A 16414-nucleotide genomic window follows, 5' to 3' on the forward strand; every position below is an offset into this window, starting at 1 on the left:
AGCAGCCACCTTGGTCTATCGGTCCGCCTGCGTCTAGCGGTAGCGAGATGCCTCCAAAACCAAGAGCACCAACGTCTTACACCGTGCACCGCCCGGACGAGGATCACCAAGCGGGCTGACGAGACCGCCACTGAGCGATCACAGAACGGCGCCACTTCGCGCTGCGATCCACAACAAATCCACCGGCACCGGTTCCAGCCAGACCACCCTTCCTGCTCAAGTGGCCGGTGTCCGCTAACCCCGCTAACCCAGTGCTTCAGCACCCAGGAGGCCAACCGCCGACCGCTGATTGTGTCAACTTAGGCCGGACCGACCTTCGCAATCAAAACGAAACCCACCCCTTTCGCCCTTCGGGTGGTTGTGGCTCTGGTGTGGTTGAGGCGGTAGGAGTCGGTGCCGGTTTCGATGACGGTGCCTTGCAAGGTGAGGCGGTCGACGATGGCGGCGCTGAGTCGGGGGTCGGTGAAGGTGTGGGTCCAGTCGGAGAAGCCTGCGCTAGATGCGAAGGCCTTCTCCTCGCGTTCGGTGAGGACGCAGTCCCCGTACCCGAGGGCTTCGCCTACGGGAACAGCCCCACCGAAATCGACGCTCATGTCCGTCGGCTCACTGTGCCGGGGTGCGCTCGTCACTGCGACGCAGCGTCCTGGGCAGGGGCCATGGACGCTTGTCAAGCTCTTGACCGGGATGGATCGCACCCTTAGAGTGCTGATATATGAGTCATATGTCACATTCGGCCCCGAATCGAGGTTTTGCTCTCGATGGGTGGACGCCAGTGTGCCGGAAGCGAAGGCCTTCCCGTTCCATCTCGGAGAGCAGTGATACATGACGACGCCGACATCATCTCGCGAGCCCTGCGCGGCCATTTCGGCTGGCATCGAGCCAGCCGGCATCGTCTACGGTCGCTAAGGGCTGCGGCTGTCCGTGCGTCTAGGAAACGGCGCTCTGGTGCCGTGAGCGGTTTGCGCTGAAGCCAGAAGGGAACAAATCTCAATGATCCAATTGACCAGGACGACGGCCGCCGTCGACACCTCCATATCAGAAGAGACCAGCTCCAAGTTCAAACGCCGCTTCATGGTGCGGCTTGTCGCTGTCTTCATCGGCGGGATGTTTCTCGACGGCTACATCCTCGGAATCATCGGCCCCGTCACTGGTCTCATGCGGTCAGATCTCCAGCTCGACGCACTATCTCTGGGCATGATCGCTGCAGGCCCGCTGGCTGGCATCTTCGTCGGCTCCCCGCTGGCCGGCTGGGCTACTGACAAGTTCGGACGCAAGCCCATGTTCCTCGTGGACATGGGCCTGTTCCTGGTCACCTCAGCGGCCCAGTTCTTCGTAACCTCCGGAGACGGGGCCGTGATCCAGCTGGTCATCATCCGGTTCTTCATGGGCGTCGCGATCGGCGGCGAGTACTCAATCGGTGGGCCATTGCTGTCAGAGTTCTCCCCTCCAAAGCTCCGCGGGCGATTGCTCGGGCTGACTCTGATCGCCTGGTACGTCGGTTTCATGATGGCATTCATCATCGGCACGCTCCTGCACGACGCCGGCACCCCATGGCGCCTCGTCATCGGCACGAGCACGATCATCGCATTCGTCCTGTTCCTCGCCCGCTTGGGCCTCCCGGAATCGCCGAGCTGGCTCATTACGAAGGGACGGGGTGAGGAAGCACTGGCGATCGCACGCAGATACGTCGAATCGCCCCAGATGCACAAGAGCATCACCGAAGAGATCGATCTGAGGATGCTCCAGGAGGCCCAAGCCGCACAGAGTAGGACCAAAATCAAGGGCGCCTCCTTCGGAATGCTGTTCTCGAGGCAGTACTGGCGCACCACCCTCTTCACCTCAGGTTTTTGGTTCTGCGCGGTCACTCCGTACTTCGCGATCGCGACCTTCGCCGACGAAGTGCTCCACCAATTCGGCTTCGGCGGCGGCTGGGCCGGTGGAGTCGGCCTGTCCGCACTTGCGGCCGCGGGCGTTGTCACCACCGTGCTTCTGATTGACAGGCTCGGCCGCCGAATCCTCACCGTGCCCGGGCAGTGGCTCTGCGCAGGCATCCTGCTGATCATCGGAGTCTGGGCGAACGCACCAGCGATCCTGGTGCTCGTCCTGTTTCTCGCCTTCTCCTTCTTCAATGCCGGCTACACCACGATGACCCAGGTCTATCCGGCCGAGGTATTCCCCGGCCACCTGCGCGGCATCGGCATGGGCTTCGCCGCGGCCTTCAGCCGCATCGGAGCCGCACTCGGCACCTTCGCCCTGCCATGGGCGATCAGCAACATCGGCATGGGCCCAAGCATGGTCGTAGCCGCCGCCGTCGCATTACTCGGCGCAGTCCTCTCGCAATGGCTCGCGCCTGAGACGAAGGGGCGCACCCTCGCCGAGATCTCAGCAGACTTCTCCCACTGACACCGGGACTGCACGGTGACTTCGAGTCAGAGCTAAGGCTCTGGGAGGCCCGGTTCGGATGATGTGATTGACGGCAGTCAGATCACACAGGAACTCGGAGGCAAGCCGGGCGCCAACGGCGGCGGGCCCGTCTGGCATGGAGGGGGTCTGCACTCGAAGGACCTCGACTCGGGGGCGGGAGGAGAGCTCACCTCCGGAGTCGGTCTGCGCCGTCGTGCGTCGCGAGACTCGAGGACTACGGCAGCCGGACCGGCTTGAGCTCCTCGAAGCGGTCCCCGGGTCCCGAGTTCCCCGGCCGGGAGGCGCCCCCGAACTGGTGCAGGACAGCCCATACGGCGTTGACACTATCGGCGGTCGGTAGGTACTGGGACATGGGTGCCCGCCGCATCCCCTCATGCTTGCCCCGGCCGCCTCGCGGCGCTAGCGTCCGTGCCATGGCGTCGTGGGGGCGGGTGGCCTGTGGGGTGGTGCTGGTGGTCGGAGCGTTCCTGTCGTCGGGGTGCGCCCCGCCGACGGGCGGTCTCGTGACGACCTACCGGGGCGCCCCTCCCGGCGTCGGGGCCACGCCCACGGACTTCACGCCGGTAGCCGTGTGGACTGGCCCCTCGGAGCTGTCCCTCGTCACGTACGGCAGCTCGAGCTGCCCCTACACGCCCGCCGTCATCCAGACGGGGCCCGTGGGGGACCTCGAGATCCTGCTCGACACCCCGGGAGTCGGGCCCTGCACGGACGACCTCGCGCCGACGACGAGCGTCATCGCCCTGCCAACCTCCGCCGTCGCGCACCCGCTGCACGTGCGCCTCACGTTCGCCGACTCCGACCGGGAAATGCGCCTCACCGTCAGGTAGCGGCCCTACCTGACCTTCTTCAGCGTCTCCTCGAGCGCGCCGAGGATGAGCGCGACCGCCGCCGGGGAGGCGTTCGGCCCCATGGTCCCGATTCGCCACACGGTGTCCGAGAATGCGCCGACGCCCGAGCCGATCTCGATCCCGTACCGCTCGAGGAGGTGCTCGCGCACACGCGCGGAGGAGACGCCGTCGGGCACCTTCACGGTGGTGAGGCTCGGCAGGCGATGGCCGTCCGCGGCGAAGAGCTCGAGCCCGAGCGCCTCGAGCCCGTCCCGCAGCGCGGCGCCGGCCGCCTCGTGCCGCGCCCACACGGCGTCGAGCCCCTCGGCGAGGATCCGGCCGAGGCCTGCCTCGAGGCCCGCGACCATCGTCACGGGCGCCGTGTGGTGGTAGGTGCGTGTGTGCCCCTCGGCCGCGCCGACGTACCCGCCGAGCAGGCCGATGTCGAAGTACCAGGACCGCGGGTCCCTGACGCGCCGGGCGAACGCCCGCTCCGAGACCGTGAACGGCGCGAGCCCCGGCGGGACGCCGAGGCACTTCTGCGTCCCGGCGTAGCCGACGTCGATGCCCCAGTCGTCGGCCCGGAGCTCGAGCCCGCCGATGCTCGTGACGGCGTCGACGAGCAGGAGCGCGTCGCCCTTGCCGGCGCCGAGCGCGGCGATGTCCGAGCGCACGCCCGTGGACGTCTCGGCGTGCACCGCGGCGATGACCTTGGGGTGCGGATGCGCCGCGAGGACCCGCTCGGCGTCGACCGGCTCGCCCCACGTGTGGTCCACGCGCACGACGTCGGCCCCGCACCGCCGCGCGACCTCGCACATGCGCTCGCCGAACAGGCCGTTGACCGCGACGACGGCGACGTCGCCGTCGTCGACCATGTTCACGAACGCGGCCTCCATGCCGCCCGAGCCCGTCGCCGAGACCGGCCACGTGCGCGCGTTCGCGGTGCCCCATACCCGCCGCAGGCCGTCCGAGACGCGGTCCAGCCGGTCGATGAACGCCGGGTCGAGGTGCCCGATGACGGGATGCGAGAGCGCCGCCATGACCTCTGGGTACGCGTTGCCCGGCCCGGGCCCGAAGAGGTGGCGGTACGGCAGGATCTCGGTCCGGGGCGAAGTCATGGGGCCACCCTACCCAGCGCCCCCCACCGCAACGCCGCATCGCGACACGCTGCTATCCGGACCGAATAGCGGCGTGTCGCGATGCGGCGTTGGGAGGCGAATCAGTCCGCGGCCGCCGCCACCGGGACCGTCGCGCCGCGGAAGAACTCCGGGTTCTTCGCACGGTAGGCGAGCATGAGCACCACGCCGAGGGCGAGGATGCCGACGCCCACGATGAACACGAGCCCCACCCCGCCGATCTCGGAGCCGGAGCCGAAGGCCGGGTCGATCGAGTCCACGGCGGTCTGGACGAACACGACCGCGAGGCCGATCCCGCCCAGGAGCGGCAGGACGAGGCGCAGGACGGTGTGGCGCGCCGAGGCGAACCACGTGTGGCGGAAGTACCACACGCAGGCGAACGCCGTCACGGAGTAGTAGAAGCAGACCATCATGCCCAGGGCCATGATCGTGTCGTTGAGCACATTGTCGCTCAGGAGCCGCATGGCCACGTAGAACGCGGCCGAGAGGCCGCCCGCGGCCAGGACCGCGACGCGCGGGACGCCCTTGGAGTCGGTGCGGCGCAGCGGCTCCGGCAGGGCCTCGTAGAAGCTCATCGCCTGGAAGGTGCGGGCCGGTCCGATCATCGTCGCCTGCAGCGACGACGCTGAGGAGGTCAGGACGGCGAGCGAGAGCAGGATCGCGAGCGGGCCCATGACGGGGCCGGCGAGCGAGGTCAGCACATTCTCCGAGATCTCCTCGTTGCCCAGGCCGAGGCCCTCGGTGCCGACGCCGGCGAACATGAGCGAGGCGATCGACGTCGCGAGGTAGATGACGAGGATCGCGACGGCGGTGACGGTCGCGCCGACGCCGGCCGTGCGGTGCCCGCCCTTCGTCTCCTCGTTCATGGTCAGGCACATGTCCCAGCCCCAGAAGAGGAAGATGGACAGGCTCATGCCGGCCGCGAACGCGCCGAAGTCGGGGATCTGGGTGACGTCGAACCAGGACCAGTCGAACGGGATGGCCGTCTCGGACGCGCCGCCGGTGGCCTTCGCGATCGCCATGCCCGAGTAGAGCAGCAGGACGCCGACCTGGAAGACGAGCAGCACGATCTGGACGTTGCGCGCGGTCTCGAGGCCGCGGGCGCTGACCCACACGGCCACCGCCATGAACGCGAGGCACGTGAGGATGTTCACGAGCTTGTCCTGGCCGAGGTCCGCGAGTGCCGCGTCGCCCGTGACGTCGGCGAGGAAGAGGTAGAAGAAGTCCACCGCGACGCCGGCCAGGTTGGACAGGACGATGATGTTCGCGGCGAGGAAGCCCCAGCCACCCATCCAGCCGACCCACGGCCCGAAGGCCTTGGACGCCCACGTGAACGTGGTGCCCGAGTCGGGAAGGGCCGCGTTGAGCTTCTTGTAGGCGAGGGCCACCATGAACATCGGGATGAACCCGAGCAGGAGCACGATCGGCACCTGCGGGCCGACCGAGCCGGCCGTTGGGCCGAGGCTCGAGGTGATGGCGTAGGCCGGCGCGACGGTCGCGACGCCCATGACGATGATCGCCAGGAGGCCCACCTGCCCGCCGCGGAGGCCCTTGCCCCCGAGCTCGTGTTTTCCGACCGTCACATCCGTAGTGTGCAGGGCCATGTCAGATCCTTCCCACAGCCCGCGCGTCAGCGCGGGGCTGCTGCTGGGTGATGCAGTGGATCCCGCCCCCACGGGAGAAGATGGCGCGGGCGTCGACGGCGCTCACGTGCCGCCCGCGGTAGGCGTCCGCGAGGAGGCGCAGCGCCTTCTCGTCGTGCGCGTCGTTGAACGAGCAGGCCACGAGGCCGCCGTTCACCGCGACGTGGTTGAGGTAGCTCCAGTCCACCCAGTCCTCGCCGTCGTGCAGCTGGGCCGGGGCGGGGACCTCGATGATCTCCCACGGCCGTCCGTCCGCCGTCCGCGAGGCGTGCAGGGCCTCGAGGATCTCGCCCGTGACCTCGTGGTCCGGGTGCTCGGGGTGGTGCTGGACGTGGACCAGGAGCGTGCCGGGCCGCGGGATCGCCGCGACGAGGTCGACGTGGCCGCGAGTGCCGAAGCGCTGCGAGTCGCGGGTGAGGCCCCGGGGGAGCCAGATCGCGTGGCGCGCCCCGATGGTCAGGGCGAGCTCCGCCTCGACCTCGGCCTTCGTGATCCCGGGGTTCCGGCCCGGGTCCAGCTGGACGGTCTCGGTCAGCAGCACGGTGCCGAGGCCGTCGACGTGGAAGCCGCCGCCCTCGTTCACGAGCCGGCTCGGGACGTGCTCGGCGCCCGCGGCCTCGGACACCGTCCGGCCGATCTCGGCGTCGTGCCCCCACGTGGCCCAGTCCTGCTGGCCCCAGCCGTTGAAGACCCAGTCGACGGCGCCGAGCCCGGGGCCGCCGTCGGCCGCCGCGTCCTCGCCCGTGCCCAGCACGAAGCTCGGCCCGATGTCCCGCATCCACGCGTCGTCGAGCTCGGCCTCGAGCAGGTCCACGCGCGGGTCGAGGTAGGCCCGGGCGATCTCGCGGTCCTCGCGCCGGACCACCATCGTGACCGGCTCGAACCGGCGCGCCGCATGGGCGACGGCGGCCCAGGCCGCGCGGGCCTCGTGCGCGTCCTCGTCCGTCTCGCCGAGCGTGTAGCCCTGGGACGGCCACGCCATCCAGAGTCGCTCGTGCGGGTCCGTCTCCGCGGGCATGTGCCAGCTCATGCGCTCGCGCCTTCCAGCGCGGGCTCCTGTGCTGGTGTCTCTGCTGCCCCCGGCGAGGCGGACGACGACGGCGCGCGGCCGGCGTCGCGCGCCTCACCTTCGTGCCGCACAGCTGAGGCGGTCCCGAAAGGCTGCGACGGGTCCACGGGCGCGGTGAGCGCGGCGTAGGTCTCGGGGCGGCGGGTCGTGAGGAAGGGGAAGAGCGTGAGCCAGTCGCGGCGCGCGTCGAGGTCGAGGTCCGCGACGAGCACGCACGAGCCTTCGCGCGGGGCGCGGGCGAGGATGCGGCCGTACGGGTCGGAGATGAACGAGGAGCCGTAGAAGGTCACGAGGCCCTCGGAGCCCCAGCGGTTCGGGACGACCATGAAGGTCCCGTTCGCGATCCCGTTGCCCACGATCACCTGGCGCCAGAGCGGCTCGGTGTCGAAGTCGGGGTGGCCGGGCTCGGAGCCGATCGCCGTGGGGTAGGCGAGGATCTCGGCGCCGGCGAGCGAGTAGACGCGGGCGAGCTCGGGGAACCACTCGTCCCAGCAGGTCGGGAGGCCGATGCGGGCGCCTCCGAGCTCGGCGGGGGAGTGGACGAGGTATCCGTTGTTCTCGATCTGCGGCGTGGCCGGGTGCGGGCCAGGCTGTTGGGGTCCGGGGCGGAAGAACCTGTCCTCGTAGTAGCCCTCGGTGACGGGGATGTGCAGCTTGTCCGTCGCGGCGAGGAGCGTGCCGTCCGGCCCGACGAGGATCGCGGTGTTGTAGCCGAGCTCGTCGCCGGCCTCGCCCTTGCGGTAGAGGCTCGCGTGGACGCAGAGGCCGTGCGCGGCCGCGGTTCGGCGGGCGAAGGCGAGCGTGCGGCCAGTCTCGAGGTCCTCGGCGAGGCTGCTCGGGGTGTAGTCGGGGAGGGTGTCCGCGGGGTAGCGGGAGAGCGTGAGCTCGGGGAGGAAGACGACCTTCGCGCCGCGCTCGGCGGCCCGGCGGATGCCGTCCTCGAGCTCGGCCTCGGTCTCGGCCGGGTCCTCGTGCCAGCGGTGCTGGACGAGCGCGACGCGCAGCGGGGCGCGGCGGGCTGCGCTGTCGGCGTTCTCCTCGGTGCGGGCCCACGACACCGGGGGCTGCAGGGCAAGGATCTCGTGCATGGGGAAGTCCTTTGGTGATAAATGAATGACGTTCGTTTATTAGAGCAGTGGCGCAGGCCACTGGTCAACCCCCGCCTCCCAAGATGCGGGGTCACCTCCCAGCGTTGCGGGGTCATGTCCCTGCGATGTGGGGTCACCTCTCAACGTTGCTGGGTCACCTCTTAGAGATCCGGGGTCACACGTGCGCCTAGACTTCTGCGAGTCGGGGCGAGGGTCCCCGCGGAAAGAGGCGGGGCCGTGACGCCACCAGAGCCGCGACGCAGGGGTCGGCCGACGACGCCCCTCCTGTCGCGCGGGAAGATCACCTCGGCGGCGCTCGCCGTGATCGGCCGCGCCGGGTACGACGGGCTCACGATGGCGGCGCTCGCCCGCGAACTCAAGACGGCGCCCTCGGCCCTCTACAACCACGTGAAGTCCAAGGACGAGGTCCTGAACTGGGTCCAGGACGACGTCAACCAGACCATCGATGTCTCGCGCTTCGCCACCGACCCGTGGGACCAGGCCATTGCGCGCTGGGCGCGTTCCTACCGTGACGCCTTCGCCGAGCACGCGCCGCTCATCCCCGTCATCGCCGTCCTGCCGATCACCGGTGCGCCGCACACGCTCACCATGTACGACACGGTCGCGGAAGGCCTGCGCCGCGGCGGGTGGCCGGAGGACCTGGTCGTGGACGCCATCGTCGCGGTCGAGTCGTTCGTGCTCGGCTCCGCCATGGACGTCGCGGCCCCCGAGTGGATCTTCGACGTCGGCGCCGAGGGGCACCTTGCGCCGACCTTCGCCGCCGCGGTCGCCGCGCGGCACGGCCGCGGGACCAGCGCTGCCGACGACGCCTTCGCCCTCGGCCTCAACTCCCTCATCGCGGGCCTCCGGGCCACTCTGGCTGCCACTCTTGCGGCCCGCGGCTGATTCGAGACCCCGCATCGCTGGGAGGTGACCCCGGAATGCTGGGAGGTGACCCCGGAACGCAGGGAGGTGACCCCGGAACGTGGCCGGGGGTTTCCGCGGCCGCAGTAAATGAACTATATTCATTTTAGAGACTCCCCACACCCTTCGAAAGGAACACCCCATGTCAGGCGAGCAGCAGACGCCGCAGTCCCTCCAGGCCGACGTCGACGTCGTCGTCGTCGGCGCCGGCCCCTCCGGCCTCATGGCCGCCCGCACCCTCACCCGCGCGGGCGAGAAGGTCGTGGTCCTCGAGGCCCGCGACCGCGTCGGCGGCCGCACCTGGAGCGACACGATCGAGGGCGCCTTCCTCGAGATCGGCGGCCAGTGGGTCAGCCCGGACCAGACGGCCCTGCTCGGCCTCCTCGAGGAGCTGGGCAAGGAGACCTACCCCCGCTACCGCAAGGGCGCCTCGGTCTACATCGCGACCGACGGCACCCGCACCGTCTACGAGGGCGAGGACTTCCCGGTCGCGCCCGGCACCCTGGCGGAGGTCGATCGGCTCACCGCGATCCTCGACAGCCTCGCCGCCGAGATCGGCGCCGAGGAGCCGTGGGCCCACCCCCAGGCCCGCGAGCTCGACACGGTCTCCTTCCAGCAGTGGCTCCGCGCGCAGTCCGCGGACGAGGAGGCCTGCCACCTCATCGGGCTCTTCATCGCCGGCGGCATGCTCACCAAGCCCGCGCACTCGTTCTCGGCCCTGCAGGCCGTGCTCATGGCCGCCTCGGCCGGCTCGTTCAGCAACCTCCTCGACGAGGACTTCATCCTCGACCGCCGCGTGGTCGGCGGCATGCAGTCCGTGAGCGAGGCCATGGCCGCCGAGCTCGGCGCCGCCGTGAAGCTCGGCGCGCCCGTCCGCGCCATCGCATGGGGCGAGGACGGAGTCCGCGTGACGGCCGACGGCGTGACCGTCGCCGCCCGCCGCGTCATCCTCGCCGTGCCCCCGACGCTCTACTCGCGCATCTCCTACGAGCCGCCGCTCCCGCGCCGCCAGCATCAGCTCCACCAGCACCTCTCGATGGGCTTCGTGATCAAGGTCCACGCCGTCTACGACCGCCCGTTCTGGCGCGAGGCCGGCCTCTCCGGCACGAGCTTCGGCGCCGGCCAGCTCGTCCAGGAGGTCTACGACAACACGAACCACGGCGACGAGCGCGGCACCCTCGTCGGCTTCGTCTCCGACGAGAAGGCGGACGCCCTCTTCGCCCTCCCCGCCGGGGAGCGAAAGGAGAAGATCCTCGCCTCGATCGCCGACTACCTCGGCCCCGAGGCCCTCGCGCCGGAGGTCTACTACGAGTCCGACTGGGGCTCGGAGGAATGGACCCGCGGCGCCTACGCCGCGAGCTTCGACCTCGGCGGCCTCTCCCGCTACGGCGCGGACCAGCGCACGCCCGTCGGCCCGATCCACTGGGCCTGCTCCGACCTCGCGGCCGAGGGCTACCAGCACGTCGACGGCGCCCTCCGCGTCGGCCAGAAGGCGGCCGAGGAGGTGCTCGCAGAAATGCGGACGCGGACGACGGCGTAACGCCCCGGGGCGGCGGGGGCACGACGGCGCGTGCCCGGCGCCGTCGCTGCCTCGCCACCCCGGCGTGTCCTTCCCACGGGCGGCCCGCCGTCGCACGATGGACTGTGACCGAAGGAGTGACGATGAGCACGCCGAGCCGCCGCGCCGTCCTTCAGCTCGTCGGGGCTGCGTTCGGCGCGGCGGCGCTCGGGGGCTGCGGCCACGAGGACGGCCGCACCACCCTGACGTTCTTCCAGTTCAAGCCGGAAGCGAAGCAGCACTTCCAGGGCCTGGCCCGCGAGTTCGAGGCCCTCAACCCGGACCTCAGGATCGTCGTCGACACCGTGCCGGACCCCGAGACGGCCCTGCGCACGCGCCTCGTCAAGGACGACATGCCCGACGTCCTGACCCTCAATGCCAACGGGACCTTCGGGGAGTTCGCCTCGGCCGGGGTCTTCGCGGACTTCGCCGAGGAGCCCGTGCTCGACGGCGTGAAGCCGGCGTACGTCGACGTCATCCGCGAGCTGGGGGCCGGCTCGTCGGGCGCGGTGAACGGCGTCCCCTTCGCGGCCAATACGAGCGGGGTCCTGTACAACGAGGAGCTCTTCGCCCGCCACGGCGTGGCGGTCCCCGAGACGTGGGACGCGCTCCTCGCGGCGGCCCGCGCCTTCGAGGACGCGGGCGTCACCCCGTTTTACGGCATGCTCGCCGACGCCTGGACGGCGCAGGCGGCGCTCTCGCCGCTCGTGTCCCAGACCATTCCGGAGGACTTCTTCCGCCGCCGCTTCGCCGGCGAGGCCACCTTCGAGGAGGGCTTCCGGGAGGCGGCGGGCAAGCTCGCCGCGCTGTTCGAGCACACCCAGCCGGACCCCGTCGCCACCGGCTACGAGGACGGCACGGCCGCGTTCGCCCGGGGGGAGTCGGCGATGCTGCTCCTGGGCAGCTACGCCGTGCCGCAGATCCGCTCGTTCAAGCCAGCGTTCGAGGTCGGGAGCTTCGCGCTCCCGGCCACCAACGATCCGCAGGCGACGACGGTCGTCTCGGGTGTCGACGTCGTCATCACCGCCGGGGCCCAGGGCAGGCACCCGGAGGAGGTCCGCCGCTTCATCGACTTCCTCATGCAGCCGGCGACCGTCCGCGCCTACGCCGACGCGCAGGTGGCCGTTCCCGCCCTCGAGGGCATCTCGAACGACGATCCGGCGCTGGCCGGGATGCAGCCGTACCTCGACCAGGAGCGGATCGTGGGCTTCTTCGACCACCAGTTCATCCCGGCGATCCCGCTCGGGGCCCTGCTCCAGCAGTTCCTCATCGACCGGGGCACGCTGAAGTTCACGCGGGCGCTCGACGACGCGTGGGACAAGATCGCCCGGCGCCGCACGTGGGGCCTCGGGGCGGTGGAGTCCTGATGGCCGTGAGGACAGTCAGGGGCGCCCCGGAGGCGGCGGCCGCTCGGGCCGCGGGGGCACGCCGGCGCCCGCCCCGGAGCGGGAGCGCCATCTACTGGATGGTCCTGCCGGCCGCGGGGCTCTTCTTCGTGTTCCACACGCTGCCCGTCCTGCAGGGCATGTTCTACAGCCTCACGGACTCGCCCGGGTACGGCGACTGGAGCTTCGTGGGGCTGTCCAACTATGCGGCACTGTTCACCGACGAGCGCATCCGCTCGGCCTATCTGTTCACGTTCCAGTTCGCGATCGTGTCCACGGTCCTCGTCAACGTCTTCGCGCTGGCCCTGGCCGTCGGGCTCACGGGGCGCATCAGGTTCAGGAGCGCGCTCCGGGGCCTCTACTTCGTCCCGAACGTCTTGGCCGTCCTCGTGATCGGCTACGTGTTCAACTACCTGTTGACCAACTCGCTTCCCGAGATCGCCTCGGCCCTGGGCATCCAGCGTCTGTCCAGGTCGATCCTCGCCGACCCCGAGCTCGCGTGGATCGGCGTCGTCGTCCTGGCCGTGTGGCAGGCCGTCGCGTTCAACATCATCATCTATATCGCCGGTCTGCAGACCATCCCGGCCGAGCTCTACGAGGCCGCGGCCATCGACGGCAGCGGGCCGTGGCGCCGGTTCTGGTCCGTCACGTTCCCGCTCATCGGGCCGTTCTTCACGCTGAACATGGTCCTGTCACTCAAGAACTTCCTGCAGGTCTTCGACCACATCGTGGTCATGACCAACGGCGGTCCCGGCACGTCCACCGAGTCCGTCTCCCTCGTGATCTTCAGGGGCGGCTTCCAGGGCGGCGAGTACGGCTACCAGATCGCCAACGCGGTCGTCTTCATGGTCGTGCTCGTCGTGTTCGCCCTGGTCCAGTTCCGGGTCCTCAGGCGTGACGAGGTGACCGCGTGACGTCCCAGCCGGTCCCGCGGACCGGGCCCGCCCGCCCGGGTGCCGCCCGCCGTCGTCCGTTGGACCGCCGGGTCAACTGGTGGCTCACGGCCCTCCTGCTCGTGCTGTCCCTGACCATCCTGATCCCGCTCTACTTCACCGTGGTCACGGCCCTCAAGACGCCGGACCAGCTCGGCGGGAGCGGCTTCGACCTGCCCACGGAGGTGCGCTGGGAGAACTTCGCCGACGCCTGGACGCTCACCAACTTCCCGCGGGCGGCGCTCAACAGCGCGCTCATCACGGTGGGCGCCGTGGCGCTGACCATCCTCACGAACTCGATGGTCGCCTACGCGATCGCGCGGAACATGCACCGGCGGCTGTTCAAGGCCCTCTTCTTCTACTTCATCTCGGCGCTCTTCGTGCCGTTCCCGATCCTCATGCTGCCGGTGGCCAAGCAGACGGCCATCCTCGGCCTGGACAGCCAGCTCGGGCTGATCCTCCTGTACGTCGTGTACGGCCTGTCCTTCAACATCTTCATCTTCACGGCGTACATCCGCTCCATCCCGATCGAGCTCGAGGAGGCTGCGCGGATGGACGGCGCGGGCACGTGGGGCGTGTTCTGGCGCGTCGTGTTCCCGCTGCTCACGCCCATGAACGCGACCGTCGGCATCCTGACGTGCCTCTGGGCCTGGAACGACTTCCTCCTCCCGCTCGTGATCGTCTCGGACCCCGAGCGCGCCACGCTCCCGCTGGTCCAGTACGTCTTCCAGTCCCAGTTCCAGACCAATTACACGGTGGCCTTCGCGTCCTACCTCATGGCCATGGCCCCGCTGCTCATCGTCTACGTCTTCGCCCAGCGGTGGGTCATCTCCGGGGTCACGCGCGGGGCGGTCAAGTGACGCGCACGGCTCCGAGGACGCTCCACACGGCGCCCGGGCTGTGGTAGACGGGCGTGAGGCCCTCGCGGCGCACGACGTCGGCCATCGCCTCGGGCGGGTGGACGAAGCCGCGGAAGGCGCGCCTCTGGAGCACCATGCTGGCGGTGTCCCAGGCCAGCAGGAGCCGCGTGAGCAGGTTCCGCGGCGGGTAGCTGAAGACGATCGCGCGGCGCGCATGCCCGGCGGCCGCGCTGAGCAGTCCCTCGTAGTCGGGGTAGCAGCACACCACCTGGTGGAGGACGACGACGTCGGCCGGCTCGACGGCGTCGGGCGCCTCGGCGATGTTCACGCCGACGCGCCGCCGGACCCGTGCGCCGACGCCGGCCTGCGCGATGAGCCGGGCCGCGTCGGCCTCGTATTCGGGGGAGAGCTCGAGGTTGGTCGTGCGGGCCGCCCCGCGCTTGAGCAGTTCGAGCTGGATCACGCCTGTGCCGCCGCCGATCTCCAGGACGCTCACGCGCTCGAGGCCGCCCGGGAGCGAGTCCTCGAGGAAGGAGATGAGGCGCCCCTCGATCCTGGTCAGGCCGCGCCGCTCGTATCGGACGGCGACACCGTGCGCGAACCGCGCGGTGAAGACCTCGTTGTACCGCGACAGGTCAACCCTGGGATCGCGGGGCGCGTTCCCCGGGCTGCAGCACCCGGACATGCGTCAAGTATGCGCCGCTGCCGGGAGCTGGGACAGGCGGGACGAGGTCCGGGAGCGCGCCCGGCGCGGCTCAGGTCCGGACCGCGCCGACCACGTGCCACGCGGGCCCGCGGTGCAGAATGACCGGCTCGAGGCCGTGGGCGCGCACGACGGCGAGCATCGCCTCGGGCGGGTGGACGAAGCCGCGGTAGCTGCGGCCCAGGAGCTTCAGGATCAGGTTGCCGAGGCCGACCATCGCCCGCGTGGGCGGGTTCCGCGGCGGGTGGCTGAACACGAGGGCCCGCCGCGCGTGGTCGGCGGCGGCGCCGAGGAGCGCCTCGTAGTCCGGGTAGCAGCACACGACGCGGTGGAGGACGACGGCGTCGGCCGGCTCGACGGCGTCGGGCGCCGCCGCGAGATCCACGCCGAGGCGCCGCCGGACGCGGCCGACGAGGCCCGCCCGCTCGATGAGGCGGGCGGCGTCCGCCTCGTAGGCGCGGGAGAGCTCGAGGTTCGTGGCGGTCGCCGCGCCGCGGGCGAGGAGCTCGAGCTGGATCTCGCCCGCTCCGCCGCCGACCTCGAGGACGCTCGCGCCCGCGAGGCCGCCCGGCAGGTCCTCGAGGAAGCCGACGAGGCGCCGCTCGACGCCCGTGAGTCCCCGCCGCTCATACCTGCGCGAGACGCTGCGCGAGAAGCGGGAGGTGAAGATGGCGTTGTAGCGGTCGGGGTCGGAGTCGTCGGGGGGGTCCTGGGGTCCGCAGCAGCCGGCCATGCCACCAGTATGCCGGGTTCGCGTTTCGGGGGCGTAGGCGGCGGGCAGATGATACGCCTCCGGCCGCGATCGCGCAGCACCCTTGCCTCATCCGGACCTCGGGTGGATCATCTGTTCCACCCACCGGCGAGTCACCTGGCTCGAGGGGCGAGGAGGGACCATGAACGGCTACAGCCTGTTTGGCCACGCGGTCGCGGCCGTCGGGGTCCTGCTGGGCTTCCTGCTCAGCCAGCGATGGCCGCTGAACCGCCCCGTGCCCTGGAAGCCGCTCGCCCTCCTGCTGGGGACCACGACCGGGCTCATCCTCCTGGGCGGCGCCGTCATCTGAGCCGGACGCCTCCCTGAATGCGGGCAAAGAGATAGCCCCGGGACCGGTGGAGAACCACTCGATCCCGGGGCCTTTGGTTGCGGGGACAGGATTTGAACCTGCGACCTCTGGGTTATGAGCCCAGCGAGCTACCGAACTGCTCCACCCCGCGGCGCTTGATCAACGATACACGGTCGGAGCTCCCGACGCCAATCAGCCTCAAATCCCGTCAAACAGTGCCATCGGGACTCGTCTGGTCTGGCGGTTGGTCCTCCACAGGTACGCAGGACGGCGTGTCCTCCACATGGCGCCTCCGCCGCCTGCCGCTGTGGGCCCGTCGCCGGAAGGCTGGGCGAGGGACACGTTGGCCGACGGAAGGACGAACCGATGGACCACTGCGCGACGAGCCCGGGCACCGTGGAGTCGCTCGAGGCCGAGCTGCGGGAGCTCTCTCACCTGATGATGGCGCCGAGGTCGGGGGAGTGCCTGCCGTGCTACCTCCTGCGGATCGTCGGCGACGGCTGCCGGGGCCATACCGTCACGGACCACTGGCGCCGTATGGCGGCGCCGAACGCCGTGAGGCTCCGCCGGATGCTCTCGGATCTGGGCGCGTGCTGCTGCGAGTGCCAGGTGTTCGCCTGGGTCTACGACATTCGTCCCGCCTTCAAGGAGCTTTTTGTTGCGGCCGCGCGTCGCGGCGATCTCGAACCTCCCCACTGCCGAGGCGTGCGCCCCGGCAGTGTCCAGCCGTGCATCTACTGGGAGCGCAAGCTGTTCTGCGAGTCTCACCAGCCCAAGGGGTGCTGGTGAGAGGCGGACGGCGGG

At 70.2% G+C, this 16414-nt stretch carries 16 protein-coding genes, 1 tRNA gene and 1 pseudogene; 9 read left to right on the forward strand and 9 right to left on the reverse strand.

Translation table 11 applies throughout. The features are described from left to right. Positions 1 to 299: 299 nt before the first annotated feature. Positions 300 to 533: pseudogene (locus BV907_RS05845) on the reverse strand (ATP-binding protein); the annotation flags it as partial. A gap of 457 nt (positions 534 to 990) precedes the next feature. Between BV907_RS05845 and BV907_RS05850 the strand changes: the two are divergent. Continuing rightward, on the forward strand, positions 991 to 2403 hold the full coding sequence (locus BV907_RS05850; RefSeq protein ID WP_077488793.1) for an MFS transporter: 1413 nt from the start codon (positions 991 to 993) through the stop codon (positions 2401 to 2403). A gap of 235 nt (positions 2404 to 2638) precedes the next feature. Here the strand turns inward: BV907_RS05850 and BV907_RS19085 are convergent, their stop codons facing one another. Then, a complete protein-coding gene (locus BV907_RS19085) occupies positions 2639 to 2791 on the reverse strand; it encodes a hypothetical protein (RefSeq protein WP_217697886.1) in 153 nt (50 codons plus the stop codon). A 46-nt stretch (positions 2792 to 2837) separates the two neighbouring features. Between BV907_RS19085 and BV907_RS05855 the strand changes: the two genes are divergently transcribed. Continuing rightward, the gene (locus BV907_RS05855) at positions 2838 to 3251 is read left to right on the forward strand and encodes a hypothetical protein (protein ID WP_139346629.1); all 414 of its coding nucleotides are present in this window, start codon (positions 2838 to 2840) and stop codon (positions 3249 to 3251) included. A gap of 5 nt (positions 3252 to 3256) precedes the next feature. Here BV907_RS05855 and BV907_RS05860 read toward each other — a convergent pair whose 3' ends face one another. The 4 genes from BV907_RS05860 to BV907_RS05875 form a co-directional block, all read right to left on the reverse strand. Continuing rightward, entirely contained in the window at positions 3257 to 4369 is a 1113-nt protein-coding gene (locus BV907_RS05860; RefSeq protein WP_077488795.1) for a pyridoxal-phosphate-dependent aminotransferase family protein, read from the reverse strand. 101 nt (positions 4370 to 4470) lie between these two features. Next, on the reverse strand, positions 4471 to 5991 hold the full coding sequence (locus BV907_RS05865) for an APC family permease (protein WP_077488796.1): 1521 nt from the start codon (positions 5989 to 5991) through the stop codon (positions 4471 to 4473). A gap of 1 nt (position 5992) precedes the next feature. Continuing rightward, on the reverse strand, positions 5993 to 7060 hold the full coding sequence (locus BV907_RS05870; protein WP_077488797.1) for an agmatine deiminase family protein: 1068 nt from the start codon (positions 7058 to 7060) through the stop codon (positions 5993 to 5995). Beyond that, a complete protein-coding gene (locus tag BV907_RS05875) occupies positions 7057 to 8187 on the reverse strand; it encodes a nitrilase-related carbon-nitrogen hydrolase (protein WP_077488798.1) in 1131 nt (376 codons plus the stop codon). Before BV907_RS05875 ends, BV907_RS05870 begins: the two co-directional genes overlap by 4 nt. Before the next feature lie 237 nt (positions 8188 to 8424). On the opposite strand from BV907_RS05875, the gene BV907_RS05880 reads away from it, so the two are divergent. From BV907_RS05880 to BV907_RS05900, 5 genes are all read left to right on the forward strand, one after another. Continuing rightward, complete coding sequence (locus BV907_RS05880; protein WP_077488799.1) at positions 8425 to 9093, forward strand: TetR/AcrR family transcriptional regulator; 669 nt, start codon at positions 8425 to 8427, stop codon at positions 9091 to 9093. 160 nt (positions 9094 to 9253) lie between these two features. Beyond that, positions 9254 to 10651 (forward strand): flavin monoamine oxidase family protein, encoded by a 1398-nt coding sequence (locus BV907_RS05885; RefSeq protein WP_077488800.1) that lies wholly within the window; start codon positions 9254 to 9256, stop codon positions 10649 to 10651. A 122-nt stretch (positions 10652 to 10773) separates the two neighbouring features. Further along, positions 10774 to 12036: an ABC transporter substrate-binding protein gene (locus BV907_RS05890; protein WP_077488801.1), complete on the forward strand. Its 1263-nt coding sequence runs from the start codon at positions 10774 to 10776 to the stop codon at positions 12034 to 12036. Next, positions 12036 to 12968, forward strand: coding sequence for a carbohydrate ABC transporter permease (locus BV907_RS05895; RefSeq protein ID WP_077488802.1), 933 nt, complete (start codon positions 12036 to 12038; stop codon positions 12966 to 12968). Before BV907_RS05890 ends, BV907_RS05895 begins: the two co-directional genes overlap by 1 nt. Continuing rightward, positions 12965 to 13846, forward strand: coding sequence for a carbohydrate ABC transporter permease (locus BV907_RS05900; RefSeq protein WP_077488803.1), 882 nt, complete (start codon positions 12965 to 12967; stop codon positions 13844 to 13846). The genes BV907_RS05895 and BV907_RS05900 overlap by 4 nt, the downstream gene beginning before the upstream one ends. Here BV907_RS05900 and BV907_RS05905 read toward each other — a convergent pair. Further along, complete coding sequence (locus tag BV907_RS05905; protein WP_077488804.1) at positions 13839 to 14531, reverse strand: class I SAM-dependent methyltransferase; 693 nt, start codon at positions 14529 to 14531, stop codon at positions 13839 to 13841. The genes BV907_RS05900 and BV907_RS05905 overlap by 8 nt on opposite strands. A 70-nt stretch (positions 14532 to 14601) precedes the next feature. Further along, complete coding sequence (locus tag BV907_RS05910) at positions 14602 to 15282, reverse strand: class I SAM-dependent methyltransferase (RefSeq protein WP_077488805.1); 681 nt, start codon at positions 15280 to 15282, stop codon at positions 14602 to 14604. Positions 15283 to 15442: 160 nt separating this feature from the next. Here BV907_RS05910 and BV907_RS18750 point away from each other — a divergent pair, with 160 nt between their 5' ends. Further along, the gene (locus tag BV907_RS18750) at positions 15443 to 15610 is read left to right on the forward strand and encodes a hypothetical protein (protein ID WP_175637383.1); all 168 of its coding nucleotides are present in this window, start codon (positions 15443 to 15445) and stop codon (positions 15608 to 15610) included. Between the two features lie 74 nt (positions 15611 to 15684). Here the strand turns inward: BV907_RS18750 and BV907_RS05915 are convergent. Continuing rightward, positions 15685 to 15761 (reverse strand) — tRNA-Met (locus tag BV907_RS05915). 215 nt (positions 15762 to 15976) lie between these two features. Here BV907_RS05915 and BV907_RS05920 point away from each other — a divergent pair. Then, the gene (locus BV907_RS05920) at positions 15977 to 16399 is read left to right on the forward strand and encodes a hypothetical protein (RefSeq protein ID WP_077488806.1); all 423 of its coding nucleotides are present in this window, start codon (positions 15977 to 15979) and stop codon (positions 16397 to 16399) included. The last annotated feature ends 15 nt before the right edge of the window (positions 16400 to 16414 follow it).

It is taken from the genome of Sinomonas mesophila, assembly GCF_001999765.1.
Taxonomy (GTDB): Bacteria; Actinomycetota; Actinomycetes; order Actinomycetales; family Micrococcaceae; genus Sinomonas; species Sinomonas mesophila.